The organism is Streptomyces sp. NBC_00878 (assembly GCF_026341515.1).
Taxonomy (GTDB): domain Bacteria; phylum Actinomycetota; class Actinomycetes; order Streptomycetales; family Streptomycetaceae; genus Streptomyces.
The window spans coordinates 9,105,288-9,123,291 of the sequence record NZ_JAPEOK010000001.1 but is presented as its reverse complement, the minus strand read 5'-3'; the positions used below and the strand labels follow the sequence as shown (position 1 = coordinate 9,123,291).

The window sequence follows — 18,004 nt, the reverse complement described above, 5'->3', positions numbered from 1 at the left end:
CGCGACCAGCCACAACGAACCCGCAGCCGCCATCCAACCCGCACAAACACCTACGTAGGCGACCCCGAAGAAAACCTCCGCAACAAAGGCGAAAGCACCAGCACAGACTTGGTCCGCTCCACAAACGGCTCCCCCGCGATCCGCTCCAGCACCCGCTCGAAGTGCCGCATGTCGGAGGCGAAGACCTGCACCATCGCATCCGCCTCCCCCGTGACGGTGGACGCGGCCACCACCTCCTGATACCGCTCGAGCCCACGCTGAATGGTCTCGGGCGAGGTGTTCCGCCGGCAGTAGATCTCGACGAACCCCTCGGTCTCCCACCCGAGCGCGGCCGGATCCACCCGCACGGTGAACCCGGTGATCGCCCCGGTGGCCCGCAACCGGTCCACCCGCCGCTTCACCGCGGGCGCGGACAGCCCCACCTCCTGCCCGATGTCGGCGTAGGAGCGGCGGGCGTCCTCCGCGAGGGCGTGCACGATGCGTTCGTCGAGATCGTTCAGCACTGCGGGTCGATCACTTCTCTGGAGTGGCGGAACGGGAGCGGCGACAGCCGCAACTGAAGTAGAACACGACCCCGGCGGCCATCCGGACCCCGACCGACCGCCGGGTGGCAGGCCCCGCGGGCCGCCCGCTCAGGCCCCGTCCGGCTCCCCCGCGAGGGCCCGCGCCTCGGCCAGGTCGTCCTCGTCGAAGCCCATCCGCCCGGGCTGCCCGTGGACCGCCGCCTGCTCGTCGATCCACCGGTTGTGGGCCTCCCAGGCGGCCTGCTTACTGGTCCCCAGGGCGGCCCCGATCTGCGACCAGGACGCCCCGGCCCGGCGGGCCGCGCGCACGCTCAACTGCCGCCCGTACGCGGCCTTGCGGGCCACCACCTCGCTCAGCGCGAGCAGTTCGAGCAGCTCGCCCCGGTCGAGGGCCTCCTCGTCGCTCCCCGCCCCGGCCAGCGACTCCCTCAGGCGCAGCCCGTCGAGACGGGCCACGGCGGTCAGCAGCGTGTGCTGGGGCTCGATGCTCTGTGGTGTCGTCATGCCCTCAGCGTTCCGTCAGGCCCTCTTGACGTCAAGAGGGCCTGACGGAACCAGAAGACAACGAAGGAAGCGGGAGACAACGAACCAGAAGAACGAACCAGAAGAGGGTCGCGTCAGCTCCAGCTGGCATGCAGCGGCTTGCCCTCCGCGTACCCCGCCGCGCTCTGGATGCCGACGACGGCCCGCTCGGCGAACTCCTCCAGGGAGTTGGCACCGGCGTAGGTGCAGGAGGAGCGGACGCCCGCGATGATCGAGTCGATCAGGTCCTCGACGCCCGGCCGGGTCGGGTCGAGGAACATCCGGGAGGTCGAGATGCCCTCCTCGAACAGTGCCTTGCGGGCACGGTCGTACGCGGACTCCTCCGAGGTGCGGTTGCGCACCGCGCGCGCGGACGCCATACCGAACGACTCCTTGTAGGGGCGCCCGTTGGCGTCGTGCTGGAGGTCGCCCGGCGACTCGTACGTACCGGCGAACCAGGAGCCGACCATGACGTTCGACGCGCCCGCGGCCAGCGCCATGGCGACATCGCGCGGGTGACGGACACCGCCGTCGGCCCACACGTGCTTGCCGTACTTCTTCGCCTCGGCGGCGCACTCCAGTACGGCCGAGAACTGCGGGCGGCCCACACCGGTCATCATGCGCGTGGTGCACATGGCGCCCGGTCCGACACCGACCTTGATGATGTCCGCACCGGCCTCGATGAGGTCGCGTACGCCCTCGGCGGCGACGATGTTGCCCGCGGCGATCGGCACCTGGGGGTCGAGCCCGCGGACCGCCTTGACCGCGGCGAGCATCGACTCCTGGTGGCCGTGCGCGGTGTCCACGACGAGGGTGTCGACGCCCGCGGCGAGGAGCTGCTTGGCCTTGCCCGCGACGTCGCCGTTGATCCCGACGGCGGCGGCGATGCGCAGATGGCCGTCCGCGTCGGTGGCCGGCGTGTAGAGCGTGGCGCGCAGGGCGCCCTTGCGGGTGAGGATGCCCGCGAGCCTGCCGTCCCCGTCGACGGCGGGTGCGTAACGGCGGTTGGCGCCGTCCAGCTTGTCGAAGGCCTCGCCCGGCTCGATGTCCGCGTCGAGCAGCAGCAGGTCCCGGGACATGACCTCGGACAGCTGCGTGAAGCGGTCGACCCCGCTCAGGTCGGTGTCGGTGACCACACCGACGGGCCTGCCGTCCTCGTCGACCACGACACCGGCGTTGTGCGCGCGCTTCGGCAGCAGGGACAGCGCGTCGGCGACCGTCTGATGCGGGGCCAGCACGATCGGGGTGTCGAGGACGAGGTGCCGGCTCTTGACCCAGGAGACGACCTCGGTGACGACCTCGATCGGGATGTCCTGCGGGATGACGACGAGGCCGCCCCGGCGGGCCACGGTCTCGGCCATCCGGCGGCCCGCGATCGCCGTCATGTTGGCGACGACCAGCGGGATCGTGGTGCCCGTGCCGTCGGGGGACGTGAGGTCCACACCCTGCCGCGAGCCGACCGCGGAGCGGCTGGGCACCATGAACACGTCGTCGTACGTCAGGTCGTACGGGGGCTGGATGCCATTGAGGAAACGCACGTGCTGCACATCCCAGTCGTTCAGAGGCGGCCCCCGAACAGGACAGCCGAGGGAAGAGCACGTACCTCATTGTCCCATGTCGGCGGGTGCGCGCGCCCCGGGCCGATCGTCCAGGCTGGTCAGCGGGCTACTGGTGGGATCCTCCAAGGGCCAGCGCCACGGCGAGCGCCGGGGTGCGGTCCGCCGCCTGGGCGAACACGTCCTCGGCGATCTCCCACTCGTCGGGCCGCGTCCTCGCGTACGGCCGCCAGCCGGTGACGACGACCAGCAACCCCTTCCCCGATGCGGCCGCGGGCCATACGGAGGAGTCGCCGAGGCTGTCGGCGAGCGCGTCCCAGTTGCGGCCGAACCAGTCCGGCAGCTCCAGCGCGCGTACGCAGCGCTCCATGAGGCCCGCCTTGTCCGCGACTCCGTCGAGGTCCAGCGCGACCACATGGCGGCCCGCCACGTCGTGCGTCATCTCAGCACCGTCCTGAACGAGTTGTAGTGATCATCGGTGTAGTAGACCTCGCCACCCCGCCCCGTGACAATGCGCCGGGCCCCACGGTCCCGCTCGCCGGGCGTCCGTACGACGTACTCGCGAAAACAGCCCCGCTCGTGCCGCGGCAACTCCCGCTCGAAGTTCCCGAACACGGCGCCGTCCTTGGCGTACGGGGCCGATCCTCTGCCCCGAAAACAGGCGGGGGACGGACCGGAGCAGCATGTCGCCGATGCTGCCACAGCCGTCCCCACGCGACACGTTGCCGAACCGCTGCCGAAGCCTCTGCCGAGCCGCCGTCAGAGCCTCGAAGGCTCACGGCCCGTCGGGGTCCGCCCGGTTCAGCGCCGGACGCGGTGTCGTGCCCGCCGTCATCAGATAGTCCGCGGCGGAGGTGTCCGTCACCAGGCTGGTGACGAGCCCGGACCGCAGCACCGCGTCGATGGCGGCACCCTTGCGCTGACCGCCCGCGATCGCGACGACCTCGGGGATACGGCGCAGCCGGTCCGCCTCGACGGTGATGCAGCGCTCACCCAGGTCACGCCCGACCCGGCGGCCCTCGGCGTCGAAGAGGTGCGCGGACATCTCCGCGGCGACACCGAGGGTGGCGTAGTGGGCGCGCTCCTCCTCGGTGAGCATGTCGTGCACCGTCGAGATGCCCGCCTCCCAGGAGCCGATCGAGACACAGGCGACGGTGACCTTGTCGAAGTACTCGAAGGCGCGGGCGATCCCCGTCTGGCTGCGCAGCGCCGCCGCGGTGGCCACGTCCGGCAGCAGCATCGGCGCGTAGATGGGGTGGGCGTCGCCGCCGGAGACCTGGGCGGCCCGGCGGACGGCCTCGACCGAGCCGCGCTCGGCCGTCCCGGCGTCGTAGACACCCGTCAGCTGCACCACCGTGCACGGCGGCAGCCGGTCGAGCGCGGCCGCCATGTGGATGGTGGAGCGGCCCCAGGCGAGGCCGAGCACATCGCCCTCGGCGACGAGTTCGCCGAGCAGGTCGGCGGCGACCTCGCCGAGGTTCTCCGGGTCGGGTGACTCCTCGGCATCGGCCGGGGACTCGACGACGACGGCATGCCGCAGGCCGTACCGGGCGCGCAGCGCGTCGGAGCGCTCCGCGTCCAGCTCGGCGGGGACGCGGATCTCGATTCTGACGAGATCCCGTTCGAGAGCGGTCTCCAGGACCCGGGCCACCTTGAAGCGGCTGACGCCGAACTCCTCGGCGATCTGGATCTTTGACTTGCCCTCCAGGTAGAAGCGGCGGGCCATGGCCGCCGCCTGTACCAGCTCAGCGGGTCCCATCCGCATGGCCGACCGGCCCGCCGACATACCCGACACGGCGTTCTCCTCACTGCTGTTCACACTCTGGACTCGCCGTTCATCCTTGCAGATCCGGCGTACTTGATCAGCCCTGAGGGGCGGCGTTCACGTTCCCTTGGCTCAGTGGTCGCATGCCCATGCTGCCTGGGCCGTCGCCTCCTCCGCCTGCGTGCGCAGTGCACGTACCGCCTGGGCGGGGTCGGCCGCCCCGTACACCGCCGAACCGGCCACGAAGACGTCGGCGCCCGCCTCGGCGCAGCGCTCGATGGTGGCGGCCGAGACCCCGCCGTCGACCTGCAGCCACAGCTCCAGGCCGTGCTTGTTGATCAACTCGCGGGTGCGGCGGATCTTGGGCAGCATGATGTCGAGAAAGGCCTGGCCTCCGAAGCCCGGCTCGACGGTCATGATCAGCACCATGTCGAGCTCGGGGAGCAGATCCTCGTACGGCTCGATGGGAGTCGCGGGCCGCAGGGCCATGGAGGCGCGGGCGCCCTTGGCCCGGATCTCGCGGGCGAGCCGCACGGGTGCGGCGGCCGCCTCGACATGGAAGGTGACGGAACCGGCACCCGCTTCTACGTACTGCGGCGCCCACCGATCGGCGTCCTCGATCATCAGATGGCAGTCCAGCGGCGTGTCCGTAGCACGGGCCAGAGACTCTACGACCGGCACACCTAGCGTGAGGTTCGGGACGAAATGGTTGTCCATCACGTCGACATGGAGCCAGTCAGCCCCTTCCACCGCCTTGGCCTCCTCGGCAAGGCGGGCGAAGTCGGCGGACAGGATGCTGGGGTTGATCTGCGCGGCCATACGGTAAGCGTGCCATGCCCGGCGCGGGTTGTTCTCCCCAGTCCCCGAGGTCCCCTAGGTCCTCGACCCGGACCGATCGGTATATACCAACCCCGCCGAGGGACTGCACCGGCCTCGCGGCCCGTGCCATCCTTGGCCGCCCACCAGCTCCACACGCGGCTACGGGGGTCGCCATGACGGACACACAGGGGAAGCAGGGACGCGGGGTCGGCTGGCTGGTGTGCGGCCGACGCAGCAAATGGATCGTGGTGGGACTGTGGCTGGTGCTGCTGTTCCTGATTGCGCCCTTCGCCTCGAAACTCACCGACGCGCAGGACAACGACGCGGCGTCCTGGCTGCCCGGATCCGCCGAGTCCACCCAAGTCCTGGAGATCTCCGAGGACTTCAGGCCGGAACAGATCCCCGCGGTGGTCGTGTACGCCCGTGAGAGCGGCCTGACGGCCGAGGAACGGGCGCAGATCGCCGAGGACGCACGCCAGATCAAGGAACTGCGTGCGCACGGCATCCTCGGCGCCGAGACCCGGGGCCCGGTGTTCGACCGGGAGACCGATCCGCGTGCGGCGCAGATCCTCGTCCCCATCAGGATGGACGAGAAGGGCTGGGAGGAGATCTCGCCCGCCGTCGACTCGATCCGTGACGTGACCGGCAAGGGCGGGAACGGGCTCGCCGTGCACGTGACCGGCCCGGGCGGTACGTCCGCGGACTTCTCCGAGGCCTTCGAGGGTATCGACTCCACGCTGCTGTTCTCGGCGATGGCCGTCGTCATCGTGATGCTGCTGCTGACCTACCGCAGTCCGACGCTGCTGCTGGTTCCGCTGCTCGGTGTGGTCGCCGCGCTGTTCACCGCGCAGGCGCTGATCTACTTCCTCGCGGAGCACGCGGGCCTGACCGTCAACGGGCAGAGCGCGGGCATTCTCACGGTCCTGGTCTTCGGCGCCGGGACGGACTATGCCCTGCTCCTTGTGGCCCGCTACCGGGAGGAACTGCGCCGCCACGAGGACCGCCACGAGGCGATGGCGCTTGCCCTGCACCGGGCGGGCCCGGCGGTGCTCGCGTCCGGCGCGACCGTCGTCCTGAGCATGCTGGTACTGCTCGCCGCCGAGATGAACTCGACGCGCGGCCTCGGCCCGGTCGCCGCCATCGGCGTCGCGGTCGCCCTGGTCGCGATGATGACCCTCTTCCCGGCCCTGCTGGTGATCTTCGGCCGCTGGATCTTCTGGCCGGTGATCCCGCACTTCGGCTCCCCCGACCCGACCGAGAGCGGTGTCTGGGCACGCATGGGCCGCCGTATCTCCATCCGCCCGCGCATGATCTGGGCCGTCACGGCGGCGGCGCTCGCGCTGGTCTCGCTGGGCCTGATCCAGCTGCGTGCCGAAGGCATCAGCAACGCCGACGCCTTCACCGGCAAACCCGACTCGATCGTCGGCCAGGAAGTATCCGCACGTTACTTCCCTGCGGGCAGCGGCGATCCGCTCGTCATCGTCAGCAACCGCGCCCAGGCCGAGGAGGTCGGCCGGACGGTCGCGGCCACCCGCGGTGTCGAACCGGAATCACTCGGCCTGCCACCGGGCACGAAACCCGAGTTCGAGGGCAAGGTCCTCTTCGAGGCCACCATGACCGCGCCCGCGGACAGCGAGGCCGCGAAACAGACGGTGGAGCGGGTACGGGACGCCGTGCACGACGTACCCGACGCCGACGCGCAGGTGGGCGGCGGCACGGCCGCGCTGCTCGACATGGACAAGGCGACGACCCACGACAACATCCTGATCATCCCGTTGGTGCTCGTCGTGGTCCTGCTGATCCTGTGCGCCGTGCTCCGCGCCCTGGTCGCCCCACTGCTGCTGATCGGCACGGTGGTGCTGTCCTTCGCCGCCGCGCTGGGGATCAGCGCGCTCGCGTTCCGCCACATCTTCGACTACGCGGGCGAGTCGACGGACTTCCCGCTGTTCGTCTTCGTGTTCCTGGTCGCGCTGGGCATCGACTACAACATCTTCCTGACCACCCGCATCCGCGAGGAGGCGGCCCGTCAGGGCACGCGCAAGGGCGTGGTGACGGGCCTGGCCACCACCGGCGCGGTCATCACCTCGGCAGGCCTGGTCCTCGCCGGAACCTTCGCCGCCCTCGGCACGCTCCCCATGGTCGCCTTCGCCGAAATCGGCTTCGCGGTCGCCCTGGGCGTGCTGCTGGACACGTTCATCGTCCGCTCGGTGCTCGTCCCGTCCCTGTTCCTGGACGTGGGCCCGAAGGTGTGGTGGCCAAACCGGCTGGCCCACGAGGACGGGGGCACGGCGGGCCCGCCAACGACCACCGGCACCGGCCCCGGCTCTCCGGAACCGGCATCGAGTCCGGGAGCCCCGCCGGACTAGCCCAACCGCCGACGCAAGCCGGCCATCGCCCACAGGCGATGGCCCACAAGCGATGGCCCACAAGCGATGGCCCACAAGCGATGGCCCACAAGCGATGGCCCACAAGCGATGGCCCACAAGCGATGGCCCACAAGCGATGGCCCACAAGCGATGGCCCACAAGCGATGGCCCACAAGCTGAGTCTGGCCTGACGGCCGAGCCTCAGCCCGTCCTGCGGATCAGCGCCAGATACATGGCGTCCGTCCCGTGCAGATGCGGCCACAGCTGTACGTCGGGGCCGTCGCCCAGCGCCGGTACGCCCGGGAAGAGCGGGCGGGCGTCGAGGAGTTCGGCCGAGCCGCCGTGCTGCTTGAGCACGTCGTCGACCACGGCCCGCGTCTCGGCGAGGTGCGGCGAGCAGGTGGCGTACCCGACAACCCCGCCGACCCGCACCGAGTCGAGCGCCGTGCGCAGCAGCCCGCGCTGCAACGGCGCGAACCCGTCCAGGTCGTCGGGGCGCCGCCGCCAGCGGGCCTCGGGGCGACGACGCAGTGCGCCCAGCCCCGTGCAGGGCACGTCCATCAGTACGCGGTCGAAGGTCCCCGAACGCCACGGCGGCCGCGTCCCGTCGGCGGCGATGACCTGGTACGGCCCGGGGTTCCCGGCGAGGGCCTTCGCGACCAGCCCGGCCCGGTGCGGCTGCTTCTCGGAGGCGAGCAACACGGCCCCGCGCTCGGCGGCTAGTCCCGCGAGCATGGCCGCCTTGCCACCGGGTCCGGCGCAGCCGTCGAGCCATGCCTTGTCCGGTCCGTCAACGGGCGCGTTGGCGAGGGCGAGCGCCACGAGCTGGCTGCCCTCGTCCTGCACCCCGGCCCGCCCTTCGCGTACGGCGTCGATGGCGCCCGGCTCGCCCCCCTCGGACAGCCGCACGGCGTACGGCGACCAGCGCCCCGGCAGCGCGCTCTCCTCCCCGAGAACGCCGAGGAGTTCACCGGCGGTGGAGCGCCCCGGCCGGGCAACGAGGGTCACCTCGGGCCGTTCGTTGTCGGCTTCGAGCAGGTCCTCGATCCCGGCTCGCCCGCCTCCCAACGAGTCCCACAACGCCGAGACGACCCATCGCGGATGCGAATGCACGACGGCAAGATGATCCTCGGGATCGTCGTCGTAGGGCGGCGCGACCAGCTCCAGCCAGCCGTCCAGGTCATGCTGCGCGATCTTCCGCAGCACGGCGTTGACGAACTTCGCCCGCCCGTCCCCGAGCACGACCCGCGCCAGGTCGACCGACGCGGACACGGCGGCGTGCGTCGGAATCCGCGTCCCGAGCAACTGATGCGCGCCAAGGCTCAGCACGTCCAAGACCGGCGGGTCGACCTCGCGCAACGGCCGGTCGACACACGCGGAGATGACGGCGTCGTACGTCCCCTGCCGACGCAGCGTCCCGTACACCAGCTCCGTGGCCAGCGCCGCGTCCCGCCCGTCGAAGCCCTCCTTCTCCCGCGCCTTCCGCAGCAGCGGCGGCAGCACGAGATTCGCGTACGCGTCCCTCTCGTCCACCGCCCGCAACGCCTCGAAGGCAAGCATCCGCACGGGGTCCTTCTTGGGACGACGGTACGGCTTGCCCTGCTGCCGGGGCCGACGGGACTGCTCGTTCACCGGATCTCCTTCGCGGATGCCCGGCTTTCAGGCCGGGGAAGAATCGAACCCTTGCAAGGCAGGGCAGAGGACAGGGTTTCGCCTCAAGGGCGAAAGACCGCTTACACGATCGGGTAAGCTGCCTACCGTGCGTAGCGAGAACCAAGCTGGCGCACACCAACGCCTTCGGGCAACCGGGCAGGTTCCGTCCCGGCTGGTGCTGAAGGAGTAAGACCTCGCTGGTCGCTGACCGGTGGGGCTTCCTGAGCCAGGAATCCCCCTGCTTCAGCTGGGGGAGGGTTCAAGTAAAAGGTGCTCCGGATCGTGCAAGAGGTACGGGTCCAGCGTACGTCGCGGGGACGGCGGGTTCAGGGGGCGGGGGTGCGGGGGCGCAGGTTCTGAGAACTCAGCCCCCCACCACCTCGCCAGACCCGATCCGGACCCCCCGCGCCCAATCCGCCGCCCGCATCGGCTTCTTCCCCTGAGCCTGCACCCACAGCAACTCAACGGCACACGACCCAGTACCCACGTACACATTGTTCTTGCCGACGCCCAAAGCCCCCGGAGCAAGATCCGTCCGCTCAGGAGCAAGCGCAACCTGAATCAACTTGAGCCGCTCCCCCCGGAACACGGTCCACGCCCCCGGCGCGGGCGTGCACCCGCGTACGACCCGGTCGACGCGAAGCGCGGGCGCGGCCCAGTCCACGTGCGCGTCCTCGACGCTGATCTTCGGCGCCATCGTGACGCCGTCCCCCGGCTGCGGCACAGCCTTCAGCGTGCCGTCCTCGATCCCGTCCATGGTCGCGGAGAGCAGCCCGGCTCCCGCGAAGGCCAGCCGCGTCAGCAGATCCCCGCTGGTGTCGGTGGGCCGCACCACCTCGGTGACCGTCCCGTATACGGGCCCGGAGTCGAGCCCCTCCTCGATGAGGAAGGTGGAGGCCCCGGTGATCTCGTCCCCGGCCATGATCGCGTGCTGCACAGGGGCCGCCCCACGCCAGGCGGGCAGCAGCGAGAAGTGCAGATTGACCCAGCCCTGGGCGGGGATGTCGAGCGCGACCCGGGGCAACAACGCACCGTAGGCGACCACGGGGCAGCAGTCCGGCGCGATCTCCCGCAGCCGGGCGAGAAACGCCTCGTCCCGCGGCTTCACCGGCCTCAGCACCTCGATCCCGGCTTCCGCCGCACGCTCGGCGACGGGGCTCGCGACGAGCCTCCGCCCCCGCCCCGCCGGCGCGTCGGGCCGGGTGACGACGGCGGCCACCTCATGCCGCCCGGAGGCGATCAGGGCGTCCAGAGCGGGAACGGCGACCTCGGGGGTACCGGCGAAGACGAGCTTCATGGGTGGCAGTCGGCCTCTCGGGCGGATTCGTGTCGGGCAGCGCACCAGTCTATGGGGCGCCGGGCGATACGGACCCGACGGCCACCGCATGGACGGGTACGGACGGCACGGACGGCACGGACGAGAACACTCGCCCCGGGACCGAAGGCGCGCGGGGCAAAGGCCGATGCGAGCGCACGCCCAGCCGCCGGGGGCGTACGCATATGCCCCCACGCCCCTGAAGCGTGACCACTCACCCTGAAACGCGTTGGTCAAGTAAGAGTTGACCAAAACGGGCCGCACTCGCGGCCCGGTCCTTTTCAACGCCGGTTCGAGAGGCTTGTTCATGGCCGACCACGCAACCCACGACGCCCAGGCTCGGGCCAGCCTGCACTTGCTGGTGCGGGACATCGAGCGGGTCCGCCGGCAGGTGGACGCACTGCGCACGCTGACAGCCCAGCTGGGCAACGTCTACCGCCCGCGCCGCTCCGGCCCGTCCACGGGCTTCGTCGTCTACGGACGCGCTCCCGCCCCGACCGTCCGCCTCGCCCAGGAGCTGCGGGACAGTGTCGAGACCCTGGTCACGGCCGCCGTGGACTTCGACCGTTCACTGGGCTTCTCGTGGGACGCGGTGGGCTCGGCGCTGGGGGTCACCAAACAGGCGGTGCACCGACGTTACGGCGCCCGCCGGGCCGCTGCCCAGGCGGCAGCCGAGGCCGAGCGCGCCACGGAACCGTCGGGCTCCTCCCGCACGGTCGCCGTCAACACCGGCCTTCCCACGGTCCCCGCGGCCCGCTCCATGCCGATGCCGATGCCCACCCAGCCGACCGCGGGCAGCCCCACGCTCCGCGAGGACATCATCAGGCCGAGCGCCTTCCCGGGCCCGCGCAACGGCTGATCCCTCACTCACCTGTCTGCCCCCGACAAGCCTCGGGGGCAGACCCGTATCCGCGCACCCGCACCCGCACCCGCACCCGCACCCGCAAACGGACAACCGACAACATCCGGCGGCCTCACCGACCTCAACCTCGGCCCCGGCCCCCAGGAGAAGAGGCCACGGCCACCCACACCAAACAGTCACCCAATATCAGGCGGATCAACCCGAATCCGCACCACATCGCTCCCCCCGCTGCCGCCACTCCCCCCACTCCCTCCACGCGCCATCCGAGCCGCCTGCGCGCTCTTCAACGCGGAGGCCAACGCGGCCCCCTTCCCCGGCGGCACCCTGATCAGCACCCGCTCCCACGGCTCGCCGGCCGGTGGCGCCCCGGTCCGCCGCGGCCGCCCGGGATCCGCCGGAGGCACCGGCACAGGCCCCAACACCTCAGCCTCACGCGGCAGTTCGACCGCGGCCAGGAAACCGGCGAGTGCCTCCGCCGTACCGGACACGGCAGCCATCCGCGACACGGGCGGAAAGCCCAACTCGGCGCGCTCGGCCAACTCACGGACGGCGTGCCCCACCGGGTCCCACCGCACCAGCGCCTGCACCGGCCGCAACGTCGGCTCGGCGACGACCACCACGGTCCCGCCGTCCCGCTGCCCCCGCACCAGCGCCGCCGCCCCGATCCACCGCCGCAGCGCGTCCTCGCCGGCCCGCAGATCGGGCCGCCCCAGCATCGCCCAGCCGTCGAGCAGCAGCGCCGCCGCGTACCCGCCCTCGGCGACGGGCTCCGCGCCCGGCGTGCTCACGACCAGCGCGGGCGCCCCCGGCACCGTGTCCAGAACCTGCTCGCGCCCCGACGTCCGCACAGGGACGGCCGGAAAGGCCCGCCCGAGTTCTTCGGCGGTCCGCCGCGCCCCCACGACCTGCGCCCGCAGCCGGAACCCCCCGCACTCGGGACAGCTCCACGCCGCCTCGTCCCTCCCGCACCACCCGCACCGCAGCCCGCCGGCGTCCTGCCCCTCCAACGGCCCGGCACAGTGCCGGCACCGAGCAGCCGCCCGGCACTGCGCACAGGCCATCCGCGGCACATAGCCACGCCGCGGCACCTGCACCAGTACAGGCCCGTGCTTCAGCCCCTCCCGTACGACCTGCCAGGCGAGGGTGGGCAGCCGTGCGGCCCGCGCCGCCTCGTCGCGCGCGAGATCCCCGTCGCCCACTGTCCGTACGAGCGGAGCCGCCCCCCGCACCTGCTCCCGCTCGGCGACGATCGGCGCCGCCCAGCCACTCTCCACGAGCTGCGCGGCCTCGACGGTGCAGCTCCAACTTCCCAGCAGGAACGCGCACTTCTCGTGCGCGGTCCGCAGCAACAGCACCTCCCGCGCATGCGGCTGAGGCGCGTGCAGCTCGCTGTGGCTGCCGTCCCCGTCGTCCCACATGGCCACGAGCCCCAGGTCCCGCACGGGCGCGAACATGGCGGCCCGGGTCCCCACGACAGCCCGTACGGAACCACGCCGCACCGCGAGCCACTGCCGGTACCGCTTCTCGGGTCCGGCCTCGGCGGTGAGTACGGCATGCCGCCCCTCTCCCAGTACCGAGGTCAGCGCGGCATCGACCCGGTTGACGGCCCGCCCGTCCGGCACGACGACCAGCGCGCCACGGCCCGAGGCGAGTGTCGCGCCCACGGCCCGCGCCAGCTCCTCGGCCCAGCCGGGCCCGGGCAGCGCGTTCCACACGGCCCGGGGCACCCCACCCCCCGCGAGCGACTCGACGAACGCGGGCCCCCGCGAATACCGGGCCCAGGACCCCGCACCTGGCGCCTCGGGAACCGGCAGCGGCTCGGGTGACGGCTTCTGCTCGGCCCTCGCGTTGCGCGGCGGCACGGCCAGCTGCAGCACATCGGCAAGACTCCCCGCATACCGATCGGCGACGGCCCGCGCGAGCGCCAGCAGCTCCTCGCTCAACACCGGCTCGGGCGAGACGACTTGAGCGAGCGCGGCGAGCGGCCCCGAGTAGTCGGACTCGGCCAGCCGCTCAACGAGAAACCCGTCGATCAGCCCGCCACCCTCACGCCGCCCCTCCCGCACCCGATGCCGCCCGGCCCCGAACCGCACCCGCACCCGCACCCCCGGCTGCGCATCGGCGTCAAGCTCTTCGGGCACGGCGTAGTCGAAGTACCGATCAAGATGCAGCATGCCCTTGTCGACCAGCACCCGCGCCACGGGCAACTCCTTGGCGACCGCGGCCCCCCGCCAGGTCCGCGGCTTGGCCCGCGGCGCCTTCCGCACGGCATCCCGAATCAACGCAAGCTGCTCAGGCGGCGCCCCTTCGGCCCCACCTTCACCACGCCCATCCGCGCTGCTCACAGCAACATTCCTACCAGACCGCACTGACACCCCGGCACGCCCGAGATCAGACCGACCACGGACCGCGGACATCCCTGGGTTGCGTCTGCCGTGGGCCACTCGGCCATCCCGGTCCAGAACCGGCAGCGGCGAGGCCCGCCACCCCCTCAGGGGCGCCGGGCCTCGCCGAAAACAGTTTCGTCGACCAACAGCGGGTCAGCAGGTTCTACAGACCCGCGGCCTTGCGCAGGGCGTCCACGCGGTCCGTCTTCTCCCAGGTGAACTCGGGCAGTTCACGGCCGAAGTGGCCGTACGCCGCGGTCTGGGCGTAGATCGGCCGCAGCAGGTCCAGGTCGCGGATGATCGCGGCCGGGCGGAGGTCGAAGACCTCGGTGATGGCCGTCTCGATCTTCTCGGCGTCGATCTTGGCCGTGCCGAACGTCTCCACGAACAGACCCACCGGCTCGGCCTTGCCGATCGCGTAGGCCACCTGGACCTCGCAGCGGGTCGCCAGACCAGCGGCCACCACGTTCTTCGCGACCCAGCGCATCGCGTACGCCGCGGAACGGTCGACCTTGGACGGGTCCTTGCCCGAGAACGCGCCGCCGCCGTGCCGGGCCATACCGCCGTACGTGTCGATGATGATCTTGCGGCCGGTCAGACCCGCGTCACCCATCGGGCCGCCGATCTCGAAACGCCCGGTCGGGTTCACCAGCAGACGGTAGCCCTCGGTGTCCAGCTTGATGCCGTCGTCCAGCAGCGCCTTCAGCTCCGGCTCCACCACGAACTCGCGGATGTCCGGCGCCAGCAGCGAGTCCAGGTCGATGTCCGACGCGTGCTGCGAGGAGACCACGACCGTGTCCAGACGGACCGCCTTGTCACCGTCGTACTCGATGGTGACCTGCGTCTTGCCGTCCGGGCGCAGGTACGGGATCGTCCCGTTCTTGCGGACCTCGGACAGCCGGCGCGACAGACGGTGCGCGAGGTGGATCGGCAGCGGCATCAGCGCCGGCGTCTCGTCCGTCGCGTAGCCGAACATCAGGCCCTGGTCACCCGCGCCCTGCTTGTCGAGCTCGTCCTCATCGCCCTCGACCCGCTTCTCGTACGCCGTGTCGACGCCCTGCGCGATGTCGGGAGACTGCGAGCCGATCGACACCGACACGCCGCAGGACGCGCCGTCGAAGCCCTTCTTCGAGGAGTCGTAACCGATTTCGAGGATCTTGTCGCGCACGAGCTGCGCGATCGGCGCGTACGCCTTGGTCGTGACCTCACCGGCCACATGCACCAGACCGGTCGTGATCAGAGTCTCGACGGCGACCCGGGAATGCGGGTCCACGCGCAGAAGCGCGTCGAGAATGGTGTCGCTGATCTGGTCAGCGATCTTGTCGGGGTGACCCTCGGTCACGGACTCCGAGGTGAACAGGCGACGGGACACAACGCTCCCTGTGGTTGCAGCGGCTGCTGGCTGATCATTGGCGGACGGCCGGGGGCTGCGCCCGGCGTCGTCCGAGAACAGTTTATCGGTCGCGCTCTGCCGCCGGGCTACTGTCTCGCCTCTCGGGAGTGCTGTGACCTGCGGCACGGGCATTCTGCGTCACGACGAACCGTCTACGCCAGGTTCCCACACCCTGATGTCGTGTTTTTAGAGGGTCTGTTGAAGCGAATGAGACATTCACTCGAAGCGATGCGCCACGAGATCCCACACGGTCTCGGCCAGGGCTTCCTTCGGTCCGTACGGCACCGGGGTCTCGCTTCCGTCCGCCCCCAGCACCACCGCCTCGTTCTCCTCGGAGCCGAAGGTCTTGCGCTCCCCGACCTCGTTCACGACGAGGAGATCACAGCCCTTGCGCCGTAGCTTCGTCCGGCCGTTGGCAAGCACGTCGTCCGTCTCGGCGGCGAAGCCGACGACGACCTGACCCGGGCGGGCGCGGTCAGCCGATATCTCCGCGAGGATGTCCGGATTACGGATCAGAACGATCGGCTCCGGTTCCTGATCGTCCTTCTTCTTGATCTTTCCGGCCGCGTATGCCGCCGGCCGGAAGTCCGCGACCGCCGCCGCCATCACCACGGCGTCGGCGTCCGGCGCCGCCTTGAGCACGGCCTCACGCAGCTGCACGGCGGTCCCGACCTGTACGACGTCGACGCCTGCCGGGTCCGGCAGGCCGGTGTTCGCGGCGATCAGCGTGACCCGGGCGCCCCGGGCGGCGGCGGTGCGCGCGAGGGCGTACCCCTGCTTCCCGGAGGAACGGTTGCCGAGGAAGCGGACCGGGTCGAGGGGCTCGCGCGTGCCCCCGGCGCTCACGACGACATGACGGCCGGCGAGGTCGGGCTCGGTCGCGCCACGGGCGAGCACCCTGCGGCAGACCTCGAAGATCTCCGACGGCTCGGGCAGCCGCCCCTTGCCCGTGTCCACACCGGTCAGGCGCCCCACCGCCGGGTCGAGGACGACGGCGCCGCGGCGGCGCAGTGTCGCCACGTTCTCCTGTGTGGCCGCGTGCTCCCACATCTCGGTGTGCATGGCGGGGGCGAAGACCACCGGACAGCGGGCGGTGAGCAGCGTGTTCGTCAGCAGGTCGTCGGCCAGGCCGTGGGCGGCCTTCGCGAGCATGTCCGCGGTGGCGGGGGCGACGACGACCAGATCGGCCCCCTGCCCGATGCGCACGTGCGGGACCTCGTGGACGTCCGACCAGACCTCCGTGGACACCGGGTGGCCGGAGAGCGCGGACCAGGTCGCGGCGCCGACGAAGTGCAGCGCGGACTCCGTCGGTACGACGCGCACGTCGTGTCCCGACTCGGTCAGCCGGCGCAGCAGCTCACAGGCCTTGTACGCGGCGATGCCGCCACTGACCCCCAGCACGACCTTCGGCTTGTCCACGGCTCTCCCCGTACCTCGGAATACGTATGCCCCCATCACACACCACAGGCCTGGCAGTCGCGCTGCCAGGCCTGTGGATAAAGCATCTTCAAGCAGAAAATACTACTGCGCAGGGCCCTCTACGGCCTCCGACGTCAGCAGACCCGCGTTGATCTCGCGCAGGGCGATCGAGAGCGGCTTCTCGTGGACATGCGTGTCGACGAGGGGACCGACGTACTCAAGGAGGCCCTCACCGAGCTGCGAGTAGTACGCGTTGATCTGACGCGCGCGCTTGGCGGCGTAGATCACCAGGCTGTACTTCGAGTCGGTTGCCTCGAGGAGCTCGTCGATCGGAGGGTTGATGATGCCCTCGGGCGCGGTGATGGAAGAGGACACGCTCTGCCTTCCGAAAGGTGGAAATTGACCTGACAGTGACCTGAAAGATCAAACAACTTCCATCAAGGCTAGCAGCTCACGCGCCACGTCCTCGACGGAGGTGTTGACCAGGGTCACGTCGAACTCCGGCTCGGCGGCCAGTTCGATCTTCGCGGCCTCCAGCCGGCGCTCGATCACCTCGGGCGGCTCGGTGCCCCGCCCGGTGAGTCTGCGCACGAGCTCCTCCCAGGAGGGAGGAGCCAGGAACACCAGCAGAGCATCCGCCATGGACTCGCGGACCTGCCGGGCTCCCTGGAGATCGATCTCCAGGAGGACCGGCTCACCCGCCTCCAGCCGTTCGAGCACGGCCTTGCGCGGTGTCCCGTAGCGGTTGCCCGCGAACTCCGCCCATTCGAGCAGTTCGCCGTTGGCGATCAGCTTGTCCATCTCCTCGTCGCTGACGAAGAAATAGTGGACACCGTGCTTCTCCCCGGGGCGTGGCTTGCGGGTCGTGGCCGACACGGAGAGCCAGACCTCGGGGTGTTCCTTGCGCATATGGGCGACGACCGTGCTCTTGCCGACCCCGGAGGGGCCGGAGAGCACGGTCAGCCGCGGACGTACGTCCGGGGGTACGGGGGTCGTCCCCCGGGGTGTTGCAGCCATGCGGCGATTATCCAGGTTCTCAGGGGTGCCCGAGAACGTCAGGCAGCACCGCCGCCGAACTCGCGCTCGAGAGACGCGATCTGATTGGAGCCGAGACCGCGCACGCGGCGGCTCTCGGAGATGCCAAGTCGCTCCATGATCTGCTTGGCGCGGACCTTGCCCACGCCCGGCAGGGACTCCAGGAGGGCGGAGACCTTCATCTTGCCGATGACGTCATTCTCCTGGCCCTGCTTGATGACCTCGTGAAGGGAGGCGCCGGAGTGCTTGAGTCGATTCTTGACCTCGGCCCGCTCCCGGCGAGCCGCGGCGGCCTTTTCGAGCGCGGCTGCGCGCTGTTCAGGGGTAAGGGGCGGAAGAGCCACGCCTACGTCACCTCGGATGTCGAACTGTCGGATACGGACCGGTG

General features: G+C 70.8%; 16 protein-coding genes and 1 pseudogene. 2 read left to right on the top strand and 15 right to left on the bottom strand.

What is annotated here, in order from left to right:
* Positions 1-50 precede the first annotated feature (50 nt).
* From OHA11_RS39645 to rpe, 7 genes and pseudogenes are all read right to left on the bottom strand, one after another.
* Entirely contained in the window at positions 51-503 is a 453-nt protein-coding gene (locus OHA11_RS39645) for an Lrp/AsnC family transcriptional regulator (protein WP_055618648.1), read from the bottom strand.
* A gap of 129 nt (positions 504-632) precedes the next feature.
* On the bottom strand, positions 633-1,028 hold the full coding sequence (locus OHA11_RS39640; protein ID WP_266504808.1) for a hypothetical protein: 396 nt from the start codon (positions 1,026-1,028) through the stop codon (positions 633-635).
* Positions 1,029-1,141: 113 nt separating this feature from the next.
* Complete coding sequence (locus tag OHA11_RS39635; RefSeq protein WP_266504805.1) at positions 1,142-2,584, bottom strand: GuaB1 family IMP dehydrogenase-related protein; 1,443 nt, start codon at positions 2,582-2,584, stop codon at positions 1,142-1,144.
* Between the two features lie 127 nt (positions 2,585-2,711).
* Positions 2,712-3,044 carry a barstar family protein gene (locus OHA11_RS39630; RefSeq protein ID WP_266504803.1) on the bottom strand — a complete coding sequence of 111 codons (333 nt, stop codon included), beginning with the start codon at positions 3,042-3,044 and terminating at the stop codon, positions 2,712-2,714.
* Positions 3,041-3,238, bottom strand: a pseudogene (locus OHA11_RS39625) (ribonuclease domain-containing protein); the annotation flags it as partial. The pseudogene OHA11_RS39625 and the gene OHA11_RS39630, both read right to left, overlap by 4 nt.
* Positions 3,239-3,377: 139 nt before the next feature.
* Positions 3,378-4,421, bottom strand: a complete 1,044-nt coding sequence (locus OHA11_RS39620; RefSeq protein WP_266504800.1) for a sugar-binding transcriptional regulator — start codon at positions 4,419-4,421, stop codon at positions 3,378-3,380.
* A 78-nt stretch (positions 4,422-4,499) separates the two neighbouring features.
* Positions 4,500-5,186, bottom strand: a complete 687-nt coding sequence (gene rpe / locus OHA11_RS39615) for a ribulose-phosphate 3-epimerase (RefSeq protein WP_266504798.1) — start codon at positions 5,184-5,186, stop codon at positions 4,500-4,502.
* Between the two features lie 173 nt (positions 5,187-5,359).
* Between rpe and OHA11_RS39610 the strand changes: the two genes are divergently transcribed.
* Complete coding sequence (locus tag OHA11_RS39610) at positions 5,360-7,552, top strand: MMPL family transporter (protein ID WP_266504796.1); 2,193 nt, start codon at positions 5,360-5,362, stop codon at positions 7,550-7,552.
* Positions 7,553-7,753: 201 nt separating this feature from the next.
* Here the strand turns inward: OHA11_RS39610 and OHA11_RS39605 are convergent, their stop codons facing one another.
* A complete protein-coding gene (locus tag OHA11_RS39605) occupies positions 7,754-9,184 on the bottom strand; it encodes an RsmB/NOP family class I SAM-dependent RNA methyltransferase (protein WP_266504793.1) in 1,431 nt (476 codons plus the stop codon).
* Between the two features lie 385 nt (positions 9,185-9,569).
* Positions 9,570-10,502 carry a methionyl-tRNA formyltransferase gene (gene fmt / locus OHA11_RS39600; RefSeq protein WP_266504790.1) on the bottom strand — a complete coding sequence of 311 codons (933 nt, stop codon included), beginning with the start codon at positions 10,500-10,502 and terminating at the stop codon, positions 9,570-9,572.
* 325 nt (positions 10,503-10,827) lie between these two features.
* Here fmt and OHA11_RS39595 point away from each other — a divergent pair, with 325 nt between their 5' ends.
* Positions 10,828-11,379: a hypothetical protein gene (locus OHA11_RS39595; protein WP_266504788.1), complete on the top strand. Its 552-nt coding sequence runs from the start codon at positions 10,828-10,830 to the stop codon at positions 11,377-11,379.
* Between the two features lie 179 nt (positions 11,380-11,558).
* Here OHA11_RS39595 and OHA11_RS39590 read toward each other — a convergent pair whose 3' ends face one another.
* The 6 genes from OHA11_RS39590 to OHA11_RS39565 all read right to left on the bottom strand — a co-directional run bounded on the left by OHA11_RS39590 (position 11,559) and on the right by OHA11_RS39565 (position 17,960).
* Positions 11,559-13,727, bottom strand: coding sequence for a primosomal protein N' (locus OHA11_RS39590; protein WP_266504785.1), 2,169 nt, complete (start codon positions 13,725-13,727; stop codon positions 11,559-11,561).
* A 205-nt stretch (positions 13,728-13,932) separates the two neighbouring features.
* Positions 13,933-15,141: a methionine adenosyltransferase gene (gene metK / locus OHA11_RS39585; protein WP_266504782.1), complete on the bottom strand. Its 1,209-nt coding sequence runs from the start codon at positions 15,139-15,141 to the stop codon at positions 13,933-13,935.
* 237 nt (positions 15,142-15,378) lie between these two features.
* Positions 15,379-16,581 (bottom strand): bifunctional phosphopantothenoylcysteine decarboxylase/phosphopantothenate--cysteine ligase CoaBC, encoded by a 1,203-nt coding sequence (gene coaBC, locus OHA11_RS39580; RefSeq protein WP_266504779.1) that lies wholly within the window; start codon positions 16,579-16,581, stop codon positions 15,379-15,381.
* A gap of 102 nt (positions 16,582-16,683) precedes the next feature.
* Entirely contained in the window at positions 16,684-16,956 is a 273-nt protein-coding gene (rpoZ, locus tag OHA11_RS39575) for a DNA-directed RNA polymerase subunit omega (RefSeq protein WP_003982715.1), read from the bottom strand.
* A gap of 48 nt (positions 16,957-17,004) precedes the next feature.
* Positions 17,005-17,598 carry a guanylate kinase gene (gmk, locus tag OHA11_RS39570; RefSeq protein WP_266504776.1) on the bottom strand — a complete coding sequence of 198 codons (594 nt, stop codon included), beginning with the start codon at positions 17,596-17,598 and terminating at the stop codon, positions 17,005-17,007.
* A gap of 38 nt (positions 17,599-17,636) precedes the next feature.
* Entirely contained in the window at positions 17,637-17,960 is a 324-nt protein-coding gene (locus OHA11_RS39565) for an integration host factor (RefSeq protein ID WP_005319887.1), read from the bottom strand.
* Positions 17,961-18,004 lie beyond the last annotated feature (44 nt).